Raw genomic sequence first — 15640 nt, forward strand, 5'->3', positions numbered from 1 at the left:
TATATAAAATTCTAGGAAACAAGAATTTCGAGGTGAATGCATAATGAATATGTCTATGAAAGAGCATCAAATAGATAATAAGACGAAAATTAGTGTCAGCGGAGAAATCGATGTGTACTCCGCACCTGAGCTAAGAGAAACGCTCATGCCTAAAGCCGAGGCGGGAGAGCATCTTGAAATCTGTTTGAAGGATGTTACGTATATGGATAGTACAGGATTAGGTGTATTTGTTGGGCTGTTTAAAGCAGCTCAAAAAGCAGGCGGAACATTAAAGCTTGAGAACTTATCGGATCGGCTTGTAAGATTGTTTGAAATTACTGGACTAAAGGACATCATTGACATTTCTGCAAATACAGAGGGTGGGGTACAATGAACGAATCAGTAGATTTAATCGAGATGAAAATCCCGGCGAAACCAGAATACGTAGGCATCATTCGTCTGACTCTTTCAGGCGTAGCAAGCCGTATGGGCTATGCCTACGAAGAGATTGAGGACTTAAAAATAGCTGTCAGTGAGGCCTGTACAAATGCGGTTCAGCATGCCTACAAAGGTGCTGTTGGAGAAGATGGAGAGGTAGCTGTTCGCTTTCTTGTCTATGAGGATCGTCTAGAAATCATTGTCTCTGACAAAGGCGGTAGCTTTGACTTTAAGCAAAAGCAGGAAGGACTAGGGCCTTACACATCTGCTCATACGGTGGATCAATTGGCAGAAGGAGGTCTTGGTTTATATTTGATGCAAACATTGATGGATGAAGTCGAGGTGCAAGCAAACTCCGGAGTTACCGTTGCGATGACAAAGTTTTTAAACAGGGAGCGAGTTGACCATGACACAACCATCCAAAACTATGAAACTAACTAAAGATGAAGTGGATCGCCTCATCCAAAGCTATCAAACCAATCAAGACGAGCAGGCGCAGCTCACGCTTGTCGAATGTTATACAAATCTGGTCGATATGCTGGCGAAAAAATATTCCAAAGGGAAAAGTTTTCATGAGGATCTCAGACAAGTTGGAATGATTGGTTTACTCGGTGCCATTAAGCGTTATGACCCGCTCGTCGGTAAATCATTTGAAGCCTTTGCGATTCCAACCATTATCGGGGAAATCAAACGCTTTTTACGTGATAAGACATGGAGTGTCCATGTACCAAGGCGGATAAAAGAGCTTGGCCCAAGAATCAAGATGGCAGTTGACCATCTGACAACGGAGACACAAAAGTCACCTAAAGTACAAGAAATTGCAGAATATCTAGATGTGACAGAAGAAGAAGTACTTGAAACAATGGAGATGGGCAAAAGCTATCAAGCGCTGTCTGTAGACCAAGGCGTTGAGGCTGATTCTGAAGGAAGTACCGTTACCATTTTAGACGTCGTCGGCTCACAGGAAGAAGGCTACGAACGCGTGAACCAAAAAATGATGCTTGAGAGTGTGCTTCATGTTCTGACAGATCGAGAAAAAGAGATTATCAATCTGACTTATTTACAAAATAAGAGTCAGAAAGAAACAGGCGATTTACTCGGGATATCCCAAATGCATGTATCGAGACTGCAACGGAAGGCAGTTAAAAAGCTACGAGATGCATTATCAGAAGATGCGTCTATGGAGCTAGGGTAATGAAGCAGATTGAACAGCATGAGCATGTGAATGCCATTATCTATCAATCGAATAAAGAAGGGAAATCATGCTGCGGGGACAGTTTTTTTATTAAAGCAGATGATGAAGAACTAATTTGTGCTGTGGCAGACGGATTAGGCAGCGGTCAGTTCGCCAATGAATCATCTTCTTTAGTCAGCGAAATTGTCGAAGAATATGGACATGAGGATATGACGACCCTCATCGACAGATGCAATCAGGCTATGAAAAATAAACGCGGGGCCACAGTTGCGATCTTAAAGGTGAATTTTTCCCAGCAGCAATTTACCTATTGTTCGGTTGGTAATATTCGGTTTATCTTGAATGCCCCTTCTGGCGACTATATTTATCCACTTCCGACATCAGGATACTTATCAGGGAAACCTAGAAAATATAAAACTTACACCTATTCCTACGAAAAAGGATCGACATTCATTATGTATTCAGACGGACTGAATGTGCCAAACATGAGAATGTGTTTAAAGCATAGTCATTCAGTTGCAGACATTGCCAAACAGCTTGAAACATACACACAAGACAAGAAAGACGATCTCACCTATGTACTTGGTCAGCTCATGTAAAATAGCTGACCTTTTTTCTGTTTTGCCGGTTTTTTTGATACACTAAAAGAGAAGACACAGTGAGAGGATGCAAAGTATGAAGACATCTGACTTTTTATTGAAACAAATTGCAACAGAATTAAAGCTTTCAACAAAACAAATTGAAAGTGTCATCAAGCTCTTAGAGGATGGCAACACCGTCCCGTTTATTGCCCGTTACCGGAAAGAGCAGACAGGCTCACTGGATGAGGTGCAAATTCAAACCATTTCAGAGCGCTATACATATATCCAAAATGTCATGAACCGAAAAGAAGAAGTCATTCGCTTAATCGCTGAACAAGACAAACTGACGGATGAATTAAAACAAAAAATTGAACAAGCTCATAAACTGCAAGAGGTCGAAGATTTATACAGGCCATTCAAACAAAAACGTAAAACAAAGGCGAATGTAGCCAAAGCAAAAGGGCTCGAGCCGCTGGCGGAATATGTACTCGCGCTGCCAAGCGATGAGATCGAGAAGAAGGCTGCTTCTTTTATCAACGAAGAAAAGGAAGTAAGAAGTGTAGACGAGGCACTTGAAGGCGCGCAGCACATCATTGCTGAACAGCTGGCTGATGATCCTGATATGCGGAAATGGATTCGCAGTGAAACGTACCAAAAGGGCAGTCTGGTCACATCAGGAAAAGACATCGAGAGCGATGAGAAAAACGTCTATGAAATGTATTACGATTATGAAGAGCCCATCAAAAAGATAGTGCCCCACCGTGTACTAGCGGTCAATCGTGGAGAGAAAGAAGTCATCTTAAAGGCAGCCATCGAACCACCTGCTGAAAATATTCGTTTCTATCTCGATAAGCAAGTCATAAAAGGCAAGCAGACGACGGCGAGACCGTTTATTGAAGCGGCAATTGATGATGCCTATAAGCGCCTCATTCAGCCTTCAATCGAACGAGAAATACGCAAAGAGCTGACAGAAAAGGCAGAAGAGCAAGCGATTCATATTTTTGCTGAAAACTTAAGAAAACTGCTTCTTCAGCCGCCGATGAAAGGGAAGCGTGTACTAGGAGTCGACCCTGCATTTCGTACAGGCTGTAAGTTAGCCGTCGTGGATGATACGGGCAAAGTCTATCATATTGGCGTCATTTACCCGCACCCGCCTGTGCAGAAAAAAGCGGAAGCCAAACAAAAAGTCAAAGAGATCATTCAATCATCAAACATTGAAGTCATTGCGATTGGAAATGGAACAGCCTCAAGAGAGACCGAACAATTCATCGCAGACCTGATTCAAGAGCTGGATCAGCCGGTGTCCTATTTAATCGTGAATGAAGCAGGAGCAAGTGTATACTCTGCGTCTGCACTGGCGCGAGAAGAGTTTCCAGACCTGCAAGTCGAAGAACGAAGCGCCATTTCCATCGCTCGAAGATTACAAGATCCTTTAGCAGAGCTTGTGAAAATTGATCCGAAGTCTGTCGGGGTGGGCCAATACCAGCATGACGTGAGCCAAAAGCAATTAAACAGCTCGTTAACCTTCGTGGTGGAGACTGTCGTCAACCAAGTCGGTGTGAACGTCAATACGGCCTCACAGGCGCTGCTGCAATATGTGTCAGGCCTTTCAAAAGCCGTCGCAGGAAATATCGTCAAGCGCCGCGAAGAGATTGGGAGATTCACAAGCAGAAAAGAGCTCAAGGATATTCCAAGACTTGGTGCTAAGACATATGAGCAGTGTATCGGCTTCCTGCGCATCGCAGACGGACAAGATCCACTTGATCGGACAGGCATTCACCCAGAGAGCTATAAAGAAACAAAACAGTTCTTACGCATGATCAAGATGACGCCAGACGATCTTGGCACAGAGCAGTTAAAGGAGAAAATTGCAGAGGTCAAACTGGACGAAGCAGCAGAGCAGCTTGATATTGGTATCATTACACTTCAGGATATCATCGATCAGCTGACAAGACCTGAGCGTGATCCGCGCGATGAAGTCCCAAAACCTCTTTTGAAAACAGATGTGTTGAAATTGGAGGACTTGAAGCAAGGAATGGAGCTGCAAGGAACGGTGCGAAACGTCGTAGACTTCGGCGCATTCGTTGATATTGGTGTAAAGCAGGACGGGCTTGTACATATTTCAAAGCTAAGCAACCGTTTTGTGAAGCATCCGCTTGACGTTGTATCAGTTGGTGACATTGTAACTGTATGGGTGGACTCCGTTGACCAGGCAAAAGGCCGCGTTGCCCTCTCCATGCTGAAACCAGAGTAAACAAAAAACGAGGCGCACCTTAGGATGGGGTGTGCCTTGATGTGACTGAATGTTTTTTTCTGTAGAAGTACCAGCATTGATTCAGCAATTTGATTTGGTAATGATTTTTTTCAAAAAATGCCTTCTGCATCTGATTTTTCAGCCAGTTGGGCATCGCCCATTCCTCCTTTGATCGAAACAGTGGGTGTACCTTCAATGTATGCAAAGGGGAAATTGTCCCGTTCGAGGTTTTTATAGAAAGGAACGATCTTGATTGAAGGAGAGAGAGTTACAGCAGTTAACAGAGCATATTTCTGAGCAGTTCTTTGGTAAGGCATTCCGCCATCAAGCTGTTTTTAATGAACGTCTCAAAACGACAGGCGGAAGATATTTGCTTGGTACACACAATATTGAGTTAAATCGCCGATATTTAGAGGAGCATGGAAGAGACGAATTGATCGGTATCATTAAGCATGAACTGTGTCATTATCATCTGCACCTTGAGGGGAAGGGCTATCAGCATCGTGACCGTTCCTTTAAAGAGTTATTAGAACAAGTAGGAGCCCCGCGTTTTTGTACACCGCTAAAGACGGTACAAAATAAACGGCGTGTACAGAAACGTCATGAATATGTCTGCACAGGATGCGGTCAGTATTTTATCAGAAAAAGACGATTTGATACCTCTCGTTATGTGTGCGGCGTCTGCAAAGGAAAATTAAAATGGCGGCGTACAATCGATTCAGAGTGAAAAGCATTCCTTTATGGGATGCTTTTTTTTGTCCAATGGAACTGAGCATCGTGATATATAGGAGATGAAGTAGACATATTGAGACAAATAGAGACGCAAGTCTCATTTTGTCTCTTTTTTGATCGGTGTGAATCGTTCAAAACCTAAGTTTTCAAGTGCCATGATGTTGGCACGTTTTTTGCTTGTATATAAGTGCAAGCAAAAAAAGATAGGAGGTTTTACCATATGGAAATGGCACTTACAAAAGAAAAAGCCGTTTGGATGTATCAAAAAATGCAGGAAATCCGCCAATTTGAAGATCAAGTACACACGCTTTTTACAAAAGGGATCTTGCCAGGCTTTGTCCATCTTTATGCTGGCGAAGAAGCTGTTGCTGTAGGAGTCTGTGCTCACCTGAATGAACAAGACAGTATTACAAGTACCCATCGTGGCCACGGCCATTGTATCGCTAAGGGCTGTGATCTAAAAGGAATGATGGCAGAAATCTATGGAAAAGCCACAGGTCTTTGTAAAGGAAAAGGTGGATCCATGCACATTGCAGATTTTGATAAAGGAATGCTCGGTGCTAACGGAATTGTTGGAGGCGGCTTTCCACTTGCGTGCGGGGCAGCCCTCACGGCTAAATATAAAAAGACAAATAATGTAAGCGTTTGCTTTTTTGGGGATGGTGCAAACAATCAAGGGACTTTTCACGAAGGAATCAATCTCGCCGCCATCTGGAAACTGCCTGTCATTTTCATCGCAGAAAACAATGGTTACGGGGAAGCGACGCCATTTTCCTATGCTTCAAGCTGCAAATCGATCGTGGATCGAGCCGCCAGTTATGGCATTCCGGGTATTCAAGTAGATGGAAAAGATGTGACAGCCGTTTATCAAGCAGCAGAACAAGCGATAGAACGAGCAAAAAATGGTGAAGGTCCGACATTGATTGAATGCATGACATATCGGAATTATGGACATTTTGAAGGAGATGCCCAGCGCTACAAAACAAATCAAGAAAAAGCAGAACACCAAGAAGAGAAAGATGCCATCGCTCTTTTTAAAAATGAATTATTAAAGAAGCAGCTGCTGACGAATCAGGAGATATCAAGTATTGAAGCGGCTGTAGCAGAAGCGATAGATGAAGCCGTTAGATTCAGTGAAGAAAGTGAATATCCAGATCATACCGAATTACTGACCGATGTGTATGTTTCGTATCAATAAATCAGAAAGGGGAGAGGAAAATGACAAGAGAAATCAGCATGTCTAGTGCTTTGAATGAAGCGATTAAACTGGCAATGAGAAGAGACGAAGATGTCATTTTAATGGGGGAAGATGTTGCGGGAGGCGCTCATGTAGATCACTTACAGGATGATGAAGCATGGGGCGGAGTTCTTGGAGTAACAAAAGGAATCGTACAGGAGTTTGGACGTGAGCGTGTCCTAGACACACCGATTAGTGAAGCTGGCTATGTAGGCGCGGCCATGGCAGCTGCTTCAACAGGGCTAAGACCAATTGCGGAGCTCATGTTTAATGATTTTATCGGTACTTGTCTGGACCAAGTGCTGAATCAAGGCGCAAAATTTCGATACATGTTTGGCGGAAAAGCAGAGGTGCCGATCACGATTAGAACGACACATGGGGCGGGTTTTAGAGCAGCTGCCCAGCATTCGCAAAGTTTGTATGCGCTATTTACAAGCATCCCTGGATTGAAAGTAGTTGTGCCTTCTTCACCTTATGATGCCAAAGGGCTGCTGCTGGCAGCCATCGAGGATCAGGACCCTGTCATCTTTTTTGAAGACAAGACGCTTTACAATATCACAGGAGATGTGCCGGAGAGGTATTACACACTGCCGCTTGGTAAAGCAGATGTGAAGAGAGAAGGCTCAGACGTGACCATCTTTGCAGTAGGCAAACAAGTGTATACAGCACTCGAAGCGGCAGAAGAGTTAGCTGCACGTGGTATTGAAGCTGAGGTGATTGATCCAAGAAGCTTGTCGCCGCTCGATGAAGAGGCCATTATGACTTCGGTAGAAAAAACAAATCGGCTTGTCATTGTGGATGAAGCAAATCCAAGGTGCGGAATTGCCGCAGATATCTCTTCTTTGATTGCAGATAAAGGATTCGATTTACTTGACGCTCCAATCAAAAAAGTGACGGCTCCTCATACACCAGTACCATTTTCACCACCTCTTGAAGATATATATCTGCCGACACCTGATAAGGTTGTGAACACCGTATTAGAGATGATTGGCAAGAGTCATGACAAGATCTTGAACTAAAGAAAGGAGAGAGGGAGATGGCTGTCGAAGTTGTGATGCCTAAATTGGGCATGTCGATGAAAGAAGGAACGGTATCTGTCTGGAATAAGGAGGTCGGTGAGACCGTAAATAAAGGGGAAAGCATTGCAAGCATCAACTCCGAAAAAATTGAAATGGAGATCGAATCACCTGCTGAAGGAACCATATTGGATATAAAAGTGTCTGAGGGAGAAGGTGTACCGCCTGGCACGGTCATTTGCTATATCGGTGAAGGAAATGAACAGGTGGAGGAAAAGAAAGAAAGAGACGTCCAGTCAAAACCAAAAAAAGAGAGAAAGAAAATCTCCCCTGTTGCTCGTAAAATTGCGAATAGCGCAAACCTAGACATTGATACGCTGGTGGGGACAGGACCGGGGGGAAGAATTACGAAAGCGGATGTGCTTCATGCGCTTTCTGAACGGGCAGAGAAAAAACAAAATGAGACAGAGCATCAACCTGTTAACACGATGCGGAAAACAATTGCCTCAAGAATGATGGAAAGCCTGCAAACAAGTGCACAATTAACCATTACGATGAAAGCGGACGTGACAAAACTTACAAACTTACAACAACAGCTGAATGAAACAGCCATAGCCCGTCACGAAACAAAATTGACCATGACCGATTTTGTAGCCAAAGCAACGATCCTTTCATTACTGAAACACCCTGCGATGAACAGTCAATATCAAAATGAAAGAGTGGAAACTTTTGAGTATGTTCATCTTGGGATAGCTGCTGCTTTAGAAAACGGCTTAGCTGTGCCAGTTATTCGACATGCGGAGAGACTAGCGCTCATTGAGCTAGCGAAGACCATCAAATTGTATGGCAAAAAAGCACGTGAAGGCAAACTTCTTCACGATGAAATCGAAGGCTCTACCTTTACGATCACCAACCTAGGTGCCTATGGTGTAGAGCATTTTACTCCGATTTTGAATCCGCCGGAAGCCGGTATCCTTGGCGTCGGAACAATGTATGCAACCCCTGTTTATCGAGAGGATGAATTGTGCAAAGGGACCATCCTGCCACTCAGTCTTACGTTTGATCACCGCGTGCTGGACGGAGCGCCGGCATCCGCATTTTTATCAACGGTCAAAGCATATTTAGAAGAACCAATATCCATTCTTTTATAGGAAGAAGGTGAAAGTATCATGACACTGGTCATTATAGGAGGCGGACCAGCAGGTTATGTGGCGGCCATAACAGCCGCCCGTTTTGGCAGGAAGGTTGTGTTAATTGATCAAGGTCAGCTGGGGGGTACCTGCCTCAATGAAGGCTGTATTCCGACGAAAGCACTTTTGCAAAGCGCCGATATGTATGAGCATGTGAAATCGGCTGTACATTTTGGAATTGAGCTCCCAGAACATGAGCCTATCATCCAATGGGATGCCGTTCAAAAACGGAAACAGTCTGTCGTCAAACAGCTGACTGATGGCGTTCGCTACTTGATGAATAAAAACAAAATCAGCGTGTTGAATGGGAAGGCGTCATTTCTATCGGCACATGAGCTATTGATAGAAAGTGAAGGGAAGTCTGAAATCATTCAAGCAAAACAAATCATTATTGCATCAGGGGCAGCGCCTGCTGCTTTACCTTTTGCACCTTTTGATGGGGAATGGATCATTCACAGCAAGGATGCCATGTCACTTTCTTCGATACCAGATTCGCTTTGTATTATTGGGGGAGGGGTGATCGGCTGTGAGTTTGCAAGCATATTTAGCAGAATGGGGACAAGAGTTGTCATGGTTGAGCGGGCAGTGCACATTTTACCTGAAGAAGATTGTGATATAGCACAATGTCTTCACGAGCAACTCGAAGAAACGGGTGTAGACATTTTGACGTCCGCCGCAGTCAAACAGCTTGATTCTTCTTCAAGAAAAGTAGTGGTAGAGAAAAATCAAGGAGAGCAGTGTGAAATCCAGTCTGATCGTTGCTTAGTGGCAATTGGCAGAACTCCGCAGCTTGGAGAGTTGAATCTTGATCAGGTCGGCATTGAATTTGACAGAAACGGAATCTACGTCAATGAACATATGCAAACCAATCTCCCGCATATCTATGCGTGCGGTGATGTGACAGGTGGGGTCCAGCTTGCTCATACTGCTTTTCATGAAGGAACGGTTGCGGCATCCCATGCATCAGGTGAACATGTAAAAGTCAATGAACAAGTGATTCCAAGATGCATCTACACCTCTCCAGAAATCGCCAGTGTTGGTTTAAATGAAGAGAGTGCTAGAAAACAATATGGGGAGATTCGGATAGGGACATGTGCATTCTCTGCAAATGGAAAAGCGTTAATCTTAAATCAACCAGCCGGTCAAGTAAAGGTCATTGTAGAACCGCAATATCAAGAAATTTTAGGTGTATCAATCATTGGACCGAATGCAACAGAACTGATTGGACAAGCGGCGGTGATGATGCATACAGAGCTGACCGCTGATACATTAGAGCAGTTTATTGCGGCACATCCGACACTTTCAGAGGCGATACACGAAGCCTTGCTGCAAACAATTGGACGAGCGGTGCACTGCTGAAAAAGACTCTATTTCTATCCGATTGACTTCTTGGGTTAGCCAATGTTAATTGAAAGCGCTTTTACAATTATCTATAATGAATAAAAAGCCCCCAGAGGAGAGGATGGAATGAATCCGACGCCTTGTTATTTAAATACGTGGAAACGTTTTGTTCGTGAAGGTTTGCTTGATAAGTCTCGTCTGAATAAGAGAGTGATGGAATCATGGCACAGATGTAAACAGGCAAATGTTAATCCGTATTTAGATAAAGGACAGTCGTTCTTAGAAAAGGAATTATTCAGTGCCCAAAAAAAGAAATACTCATTATTCCTAAATGCCGCTCTTCCTTACTTAAATAAAATCAGTCAGCAATTAAAAGAATCTGACATGCTGGCCTTACTTATCGATGCAGACGGTTATGTGCTAAGTCTGACAGGAAGCCAAAGAACGATGGTGGAAGCAAGAAAAATTAATTTTATGGAGGGGTCGCGCTGGACCGAAACAGATGTAGGCACGAACGCTATTGGAACGGCACTCGTCATCGGGGAAGCTGTGACGATCAACGGAACTGAGCATTTTTCTGTCGCCTCTCACCATTGGAGTTGTTCAGCCGCTCCTATTCGTGATGCAGACGGTACGATCATAGGGGTGATTGATATCTCCTGTATGGCGGATAACAAGCACCCTTTTATGCTTGGAATGGCTTCAACGGTTGCTTATGCCATAGAGAGAGAAATTCAAGTCCAGCAAAAAAGGAGAGAGATGGAGCTGATCACTCATTGTCTCCAGCAGGTGGAAGCAGACGAACCGTATGTGATCTGTAATGAAAAAAAGCAAATTGTTTCTGCAAGCCGGTCGATTAGAGAACGATTTTCTGACTGGTACGGAATGGATGTCGAGCGGCTTAAGGGTCATCCATTTGTTATCCGGGGAACGCAGATCATTCAATCAGAGCAAGATGGAAAGATGCTGGGCATGTCCCTTTCCCTTGAAGAAGCAGCGAAAAGTAGCATCACCGTTTCCTTTGCTCAATTTCCCGGGGAATCTGGAACAAGTAAGGTGTTTCAACAGACGCTCAGTGAGATGAAGAGAGCGGCACAAACAGATGCCAATGTATATATTTGGGGCGAAACAGGTACAGGGAAGGAACTGGCCGCTAGAGCTATTCACTCAGCCAGTGAAAGGCATAGAGGACCGTTTATTGCTGTTAATTGCGGAGCCATTCCTGAAAGCCTGTTAGAAAGCGAATTATTCGGCTATGCTGAAGGGGCTTTTACAGGGGCAAAACGTCACGGAGCTAAAGGGAAATTTGAACAAGCTCATAAAGGAACACTCTTTTTAGACGAAATTGGCGAAATCCCATATGCGATGCAAGTAGCGCTTCTTCGGGTGATAGAAGAAAGGAAAGTCGTACCGCTCGGCGGGACATACGAAATTCCTTTGGATATTCGAATCATTACAGCGACACACCGAAATATGAACGAACTACTGAAGGAAGGAAAAATACGAGAAGACTTGTATTACCGTCTTCATGTCTATCCGATCAACATCCCGCCGCTTAGAGAAAGAAAAGAAGACATTCATGATTTATATCGTTATTACCAAAAGAAGTACCACTGGAATGCGGTATTTCCTGAATCATTTTTTCAGACATTGCAGGAATACCACTGGCCGGGAAACATACGAGAGCTTTTTAATCTGTTTGAACATCTAAGGGTCCTCTTTCCTAAAGGCGGATGGATTGGAGAATCGCAATATGCTTCAGTATTAGAGACGATTGATCAGAAAAAGCAGAAGCTGCATCCAGCAGAGTGTACCGAGATTCCAAAAGAACTCACGTTTAGGGAGCGCATTCAAAAGCAAACAGTGATAGAAGCACTGCATAATACGAAAGGTCATGTGTCAGAAGCAGCGAAGTTAGCAGGGGTGCCAAGAAGTACTTTTTATAAGTGGATGCGAAAGTTTAAGCTGTCTTAGTCTCCTGAGGAAGGCTGCATCAAGGCCCTTGGTCTACGTGAAGAGGTCGGGGGCTTTCTGCCAAGTTAAACAAATGGCATGGAAAAAGGCTTGACTGTTATATTAGTATATGTTAAATTATAAAAGCCGTCGCAAATGGGCCAGGAATGAAACGCTTAAAAATTCTTGACACATTTTTCTGGCATATATATAATGAAACATGTCTTATTATTCCGCAGTAGCTCAGTGGTAGAGCTATCGGCTGTTAACCGATCGGTCGTAGGTTCGAGTCCTACCTGCGGAGCCATAATGGAGAAGTACTCAAGTGGCTGAAGAGGCGCCCCTGCTAAGGGTGTAGGTCGCGTAAGCGGCGCGAGGGTTCAAATCCCTCCTTCTCCGCCATTATTGTATGGCCCGTTGGTCAAGCGGTTAAGACACCGCCCTTTCACGGCGGTAACACGGGTTCGAATCCCGTACGGGTCATGTTTTGTTTTTTGATTCGTTGGGCTATAGCCAAGCGGTAAGGCAACGGACTTTGACTCCGTCATGCGTTGGTTCGAATCCAGCTAGCCCAGCCATTTTTTATATATGTTTTTCTGCATAGCAGATGAGCCATTAGCTCAGTTGGTAGAGCATCTGACTTTTAATCAGAGGGTCGAAGGTTCGAGTCCTTCATGGCTCACCATTGTCACGCGGGTGTGGCGGAATTGGCAGACGCGCTAGACTTAGGATCTAGTGTCTTTATGACGTGGGGGTTCAAGTCCCTTCACCCGCATTGTTTTTCAAACAGTGCACTTATAAATATAAGAGCACATCATACACGCGGTCGTGGCGGAATGGCAGACGCGCTAGGTTGAGGGCCTAGTGGGTGAATAACCCGTGGAGGTTCAAGTCCTCTCGGCCGCATCCCAATAATACCAAGGGTTTAACCACCTTTGGTATTATTTTTTTTGTGCGGAAAATACAGCTATGGGAGAAGACTTGCTTACCAAAACCATGCACCTTTTACAGCAGAAATATTGAATATTGCTAGTAAAGTAGTAACGGTTTTTTTTCATAATATCTTTTAGCATAATCAAACGCTATGTCATAGGGTTTAGATCTAGTATATCCTACTGAAAGAGTTATAGTCTCTGATTAATTTGGAAACAAACTTATATGTACCTCCAATAGCTAGTCTTGGTACTGGTGAAAAGACGATCTATATTTTAGCGGCTAAAGTCCTGAATGCATCAGCAAATTGAGTTGATCTCAATCCATCTAAAGCCCCGCTTAATAACGCCGCAAATGGAGCAACGCCTTTTACAAGAAACGAGCGTCCATTTTATCCTGAAATGATGGCTTATTTTTTATCAAGTAAATTTATGATGCGTTTTCCTCGTCCACCTCCAGCTTCTAAGGAATGATGAGCTTTGGCAACATCAGATAAAAAATAAATGCTATCAATAACTGGTCTGACCTTGTTGGAATCTACATAAGATGCTAATTCTTTTAGAAGTTCATTTTTGGGATTTGCGCTGAATGTGCGAACTCTACGAGAACCGAAAGTAATTGAAGCTAATATATATATTAAGGACGAAAAACTAGGAAATCCAATAGTAACCATTCTACCGTTCTTTGCAAGCAAGCGCCTATAATGTTTGAGGTCAGTTCCCACTGTGTCCATGACTACATCAAACTTTTTAAGATCAGTAGGAGATGTTTTTTTATAATCAAATACTTCGTCTGCACCTAGCTCTTGAAGAAAAGTAAGATGTTTTTCGTTTGCAAGAGCAGTTACATGAGCACCCAACATTTTGCCAATTTGAATCGCAATGCTTCCGACTCCTCCACTTGCACCACGTACAAGTAACTTTTCGCCTTTTCTAAGTTTAGTTTTATATTTTAAAGCAATAATTGCAGTAGCACCTACGCCAGGCAATGCCGCAGCTTGTAAGAGATCAACCTTTGTAGGAATTTTAGATATTTTCTCAGGTGATATAGCTACATATTCAGCGGCACTACCAATTTGGCTCCTTAATTTCATAGGAAGAACTCCCCACACTCTATCACCTAATTGATAATTTTTTACGTTCGATCCTACCTCAACAACCTCACCAGAAAAGTCTGCCCCTGTTCCTTTAGGGAATTGATTACCCGTTAATAGTTTCATCTTGCCTGATCGAAAAAGCGTATCCATAGAGTTTACACTCGACCCATGTACACGAATGAGTACTTCTCCAGTTTCTATAACAGGTTTTGATATAGAATCTTCAAAAAGAACATTCGGTGATCCATATTTAGTATATTGTGCAGCACGCATCTTTTCATTTTTCATTTACTCACTCCATTTCCTAGAAAAAGTATGAACTTGAAGGGTTTTAAAATCAATTTAGCTCTCTAATACATGGGTGACATGGTTTACATATTTGATTATAATAAATGGAATTGATTTAACAAGTACTCAATATAAACTGACTAAGTAAGGAAAAACTGACTAAGGAGTGGATAAAATATGACTGAAAGTGAGCTAAATAAAGCGATAGCTCCAGCAAGTTATGCCTTAAATATATTAGCGGGAAAATGGAATTTAAAAATCTTAGCTGTACTATGTAGTTACAATGATATTCGATATAATGAGTTAAAGCGTAAAGTGTATGGAATTACAGGAACAATGCTCAATCAATCATTAAAGGATCTGATTGAAAACGGAATTGTTCAACGAGTTCAGTATAATGAAGTTCCATCAAGAGTAGAATATTCATTGACTGGGGCAGGACTAGAGCTGATCCCTATATTTGAACAACTTCTTTTATGGGGCGAAAACCAATTAGAAAAATCAAAATCAAAATAAAATGAATATAAAAAGAAAACTAGATTATCCAAGGGTAACTTTTGCAGTGCTTGATATGGCTGGCCACAACCTGCAAATTGAACAACCCGATGTATTTAACTCATTAGTCCATAACTGGTTAAACAGACTTGAGGCGGAAAATGTTAAGTAGTTTTTCTCTAAATGACTGTCCACTCATCTTAAGTAAGTGGACGTTTTTGTTTGAGAATAATATTTTTATATAATGCAGTCCAATCATCCCCATACCGTTTGAAAGGTTTTTTTGCTATCCATCGAAATGCTTCAACTATTAGTAAGATTTATATGTTTTCTACCGATTTGACCTATGTTAAAAAAGTCTAACTAAACAATCATAAGGCGGGTTGAGTAAATGCTTGGATTACCAAGAGGAGAGGTTTTTTTAGTTCCTTGGTCTGTTGAATGGGTCAAAGAATTTGAAATGGAAAAGAAACGAATAGTAGAGGTTATCGGTCAGTACACAGTGAATGTCCACCATATTGGAAGTACAGCAGTAAAGGGTTTAAGTGCGAAGCCAATTATTGATATTGCAATTGAAATAGATGATTTTCTTGACGGAGAACAGTGCGTAACAGCTTTGGAAGGGCTAGGTTATTCATATAAAGGAACCAATGTTTTACCTGAAAGACACTATTTCAACAAAGGAGAACCACGTACACACCAAATCCATATGTATCAAACAGGCAATAGGTATTTACTCGAACAGTTAAATTTCAGGGATTATTTAAGAAGTAACGAACTAGTAAGAAGTGAGTACGAGCAGCTCAAACTGAACCTATCAATTTTAAATAAAAATGAAAAACACAAATATGCAGAGGGGAAAACTGACTTTGTTCAGTCGATTTTAGAGAGAATTTAGAAAAGATTCTCTCT

The 15640-nt window shown here is 42.6% G+C and carries 15 protein-coding genes, 7 tRNA genes and 1 pseudogene; 21 read left to right on the forward strand and 2 right to left on the reverse strand.

Going from position 1 to position 15640, the window contains the following annotated elements; genetic code table 11:
• The first annotated feature begins 43 nt into the window (after positions 1-43).
• The 5 genes from C6Y02_RS15945 (at position 44) to C6Y02_RS15965 (ending at position 4447) form a co-directional block, all read left to right on the forward strand.
• Positions 44-373 (forward strand): anti-sigma factor antagonist, encoded by a 330-nt coding sequence (locus C6Y02_RS15945; protein WP_106031678.1) that lies wholly within the window; start codon positions 44-46, stop codon positions 371-373.
• Positions 370-858: an anti-sigma B factor RsbW gene (gene rsbW, locus C6Y02_RS15950; protein ID WP_106031679.1), complete on the forward strand. Its 489-nt coding sequence runs from the start codon at positions 370-372 to the stop codon at positions 856-858. The genes C6Y02_RS15945 and rsbW overlap by 4 nt, the downstream gene beginning before the upstream one ends.
• Positions 824-1612, forward strand: a complete 789-nt coding sequence (gene sigB / locus C6Y02_RS15955) for an RNA polymerase sigma factor SigB (protein ID WP_099679665.1) — start codon at positions 824-826, stop codon at positions 1610-1612. The genes rsbW and sigB overlap by 35 nt, the downstream gene beginning before the upstream one ends.
• Positions 1612-2211: a PP2C family serine/threonine-protein phosphatase gene (locus C6Y02_RS15960; protein WP_034663944.1), complete on the forward strand. Its 600-nt coding sequence runs from the start codon at positions 1612-1614 to the stop codon at positions 2209-2211. Before sigB ends, C6Y02_RS15960 begins: the two co-directional genes overlap by 1 nt.
• Positions 2212-2287: 76 nt before the next feature.
• Complete coding sequence (locus tag C6Y02_RS15965) at positions 2288-4447, forward strand: Tex family protein (RefSeq protein ID WP_106031680.1); 2160 nt, start codon at positions 2288-2290, stop codon at positions 4445-4447.
• Between the two features lie 19 nt (positions 4448-4466).
• Here the strand turns inward: C6Y02_RS15965 and cmpA are convergent, their stop codons facing one another.
• The gene (gene cmpA / locus C6Y02_RS15970) at positions 4467-4601 is read right to left on the reverse strand and encodes a cortex morphogenetic protein CmpA (RefSeq protein WP_095286213.1); all 135 of its coding nucleotides are present in this window, start codon (positions 4599-4601) and stop codon (positions 4467-4469) included.
• A gap of 99 nt (positions 4602-4700) precedes the next feature.
• On the opposite strand from cmpA, the gene C6Y02_RS15975 reads away from it, so the two are divergent.
• From C6Y02_RS15975 to C6Y02_RS16035, 13 genes are all read left to right on the forward strand, one after another.
• Positions 4701-5174 (forward strand): SprT family protein, encoded by a 474-nt coding sequence (locus tag C6Y02_RS15975; RefSeq protein WP_106031681.1) that lies wholly within the window; start codon positions 4701-4703, stop codon positions 5172-5174.
• Positions 5175-5399: 225 nt separating this feature from the next.
• A complete protein-coding gene (locus C6Y02_RS15980; protein ID WP_060595598.1) occupies positions 5400-6377 on the forward strand; it encodes a thiamine pyrophosphate-dependent dehydrogenase E1 component subunit alpha in 978 nt (325 codons plus the stop codon).
• 20 nt (positions 6378-6397) lie between these two features.
• Positions 6398-7435 carry an alpha-ketoacid dehydrogenase subunit beta gene (locus C6Y02_RS15985; RefSeq protein ID WP_106031682.1) on the forward strand — a complete coding sequence of 346 codons (1038 nt, stop codon included), beginning with the start codon at positions 6398-6400 and terminating at the stop codon, positions 7433-7435.
• Between the two features lie 17 nt (positions 7436-7452).
• On the forward strand, positions 7453-8583 hold the full coding sequence (locus C6Y02_RS15990; RefSeq protein WP_106031683.1) for a dihydrolipoamide acetyltransferase family protein: 1131 nt from the start codon (positions 7453-7455) through the stop codon (positions 8581-8583).
• Between the two features lie 18 nt (positions 8584-8601).
• Positions 8602-9981 (forward strand): dihydrolipoyl dehydrogenase, encoded by a 1380-nt coding sequence (lpdA, locus tag C6Y02_RS15995; protein WP_106031684.1) that lies wholly within the window; start codon positions 8602-8604, stop codon positions 9979-9981.
• Positions 9982-10089: 108 nt separating this feature from the next.
• Positions 10090-11937: a sigma-54-dependent Fis family transcriptional regulator gene (locus C6Y02_RS16000; protein WP_106031685.1), complete on the forward strand. Its 1848-nt coding sequence runs from the start codon at positions 10090-10092 to the stop codon at positions 11935-11937.
• Between the two features lie 211 nt (positions 11938-12148).
• Positions 12149-12223: transfer RNA gene (locus C6Y02_RS16005), tRNA-Asn, on the forward strand.
• Between the two features lie 4 nt (positions 12224-12227).
• Positions 12228-12318: transfer RNA gene (locus C6Y02_RS16010), tRNA-Ser, on the forward strand.
• 9 nt (positions 12319-12327) lie between these two features.
• A tRNA-Glu gene (locus tag C6Y02_RS16015) sits at positions 12328-12399 on the forward strand.
• 20 nt (positions 12400-12419) lie between these two features.
• A tRNA-Gln gene (locus tag C6Y02_RS16020) sits at positions 12420-12494 on the forward strand.
• A 31-nt stretch (positions 12495-12525) separates the two neighbouring features.
• Positions 12526-12601 (forward strand) — tRNA-Lys (locus C6Y02_RS16025).
• Between the two features lie 7 nt (positions 12602-12608).
• Positions 12609-12691, forward strand: a tRNA-Leu gene (locus C6Y02_RS16030).
• Between the two features lie 47 nt (positions 12692-12738).
• Positions 12739-12822: transfer RNA gene (locus C6Y02_RS16035), tRNA-Leu, on the forward strand.
• 436 nt (positions 12823-13258) lie between these two features.
• Here the strand turns inward: C6Y02_RS16035 and C6Y02_RS16040 are convergent.
• A complete protein-coding gene (locus C6Y02_RS16040) occupies positions 13259-14233 on the reverse strand; it encodes an NAD(P)-dependent alcohol dehydrogenase (RefSeq protein WP_106031686.1) in 975 nt (324 codons plus the stop codon).
• Between the two features lie 177 nt (positions 14234-14410).
• On the opposite strand from C6Y02_RS16040, the gene C6Y02_RS16045 reads away from it, so the two are divergent.
• The 3 genes and pseudogenes from C6Y02_RS16045 to C6Y02_RS16055 all read left to right on the forward strand — a co-directional run bounded on the left by C6Y02_RS16045 (position 14411) and on the right by C6Y02_RS16055 (position 15626).
• On the forward strand, positions 14411-14749 hold the full coding sequence (locus C6Y02_RS16045) for a winged helix-turn-helix transcriptional regulator (protein ID WP_066031279.1): 339 nt from the start codon (positions 14411-14413) through the stop codon (positions 14747-14749).
• A gap of 22 nt (positions 14750-14771) precedes the next feature.
• Positions 14772-14900, forward strand: a pseudogene (locus C6Y02_RS19540) (alpha/beta fold hydrolase); the annotation flags it as partial.
• A 219-nt stretch (positions 14901-15119) separates the two neighbouring features.
• A complete protein-coding gene (locus tag C6Y02_RS16055) occupies positions 15120-15626 on the forward strand; it encodes a GrpB family protein (RefSeq protein WP_066031278.1) in 507 nt (168 codons plus the stop codon).
• Positions 15627-15640 lie beyond the last annotated feature (14 nt).

Source organism: Bacillus sp. NMCC4, from assembly GCF_002998555.1.
Taxonomy (GTDB): Bacteria; Bacillota; Bacilli; order Bacillales; family Bacillaceae; genus Bacillus.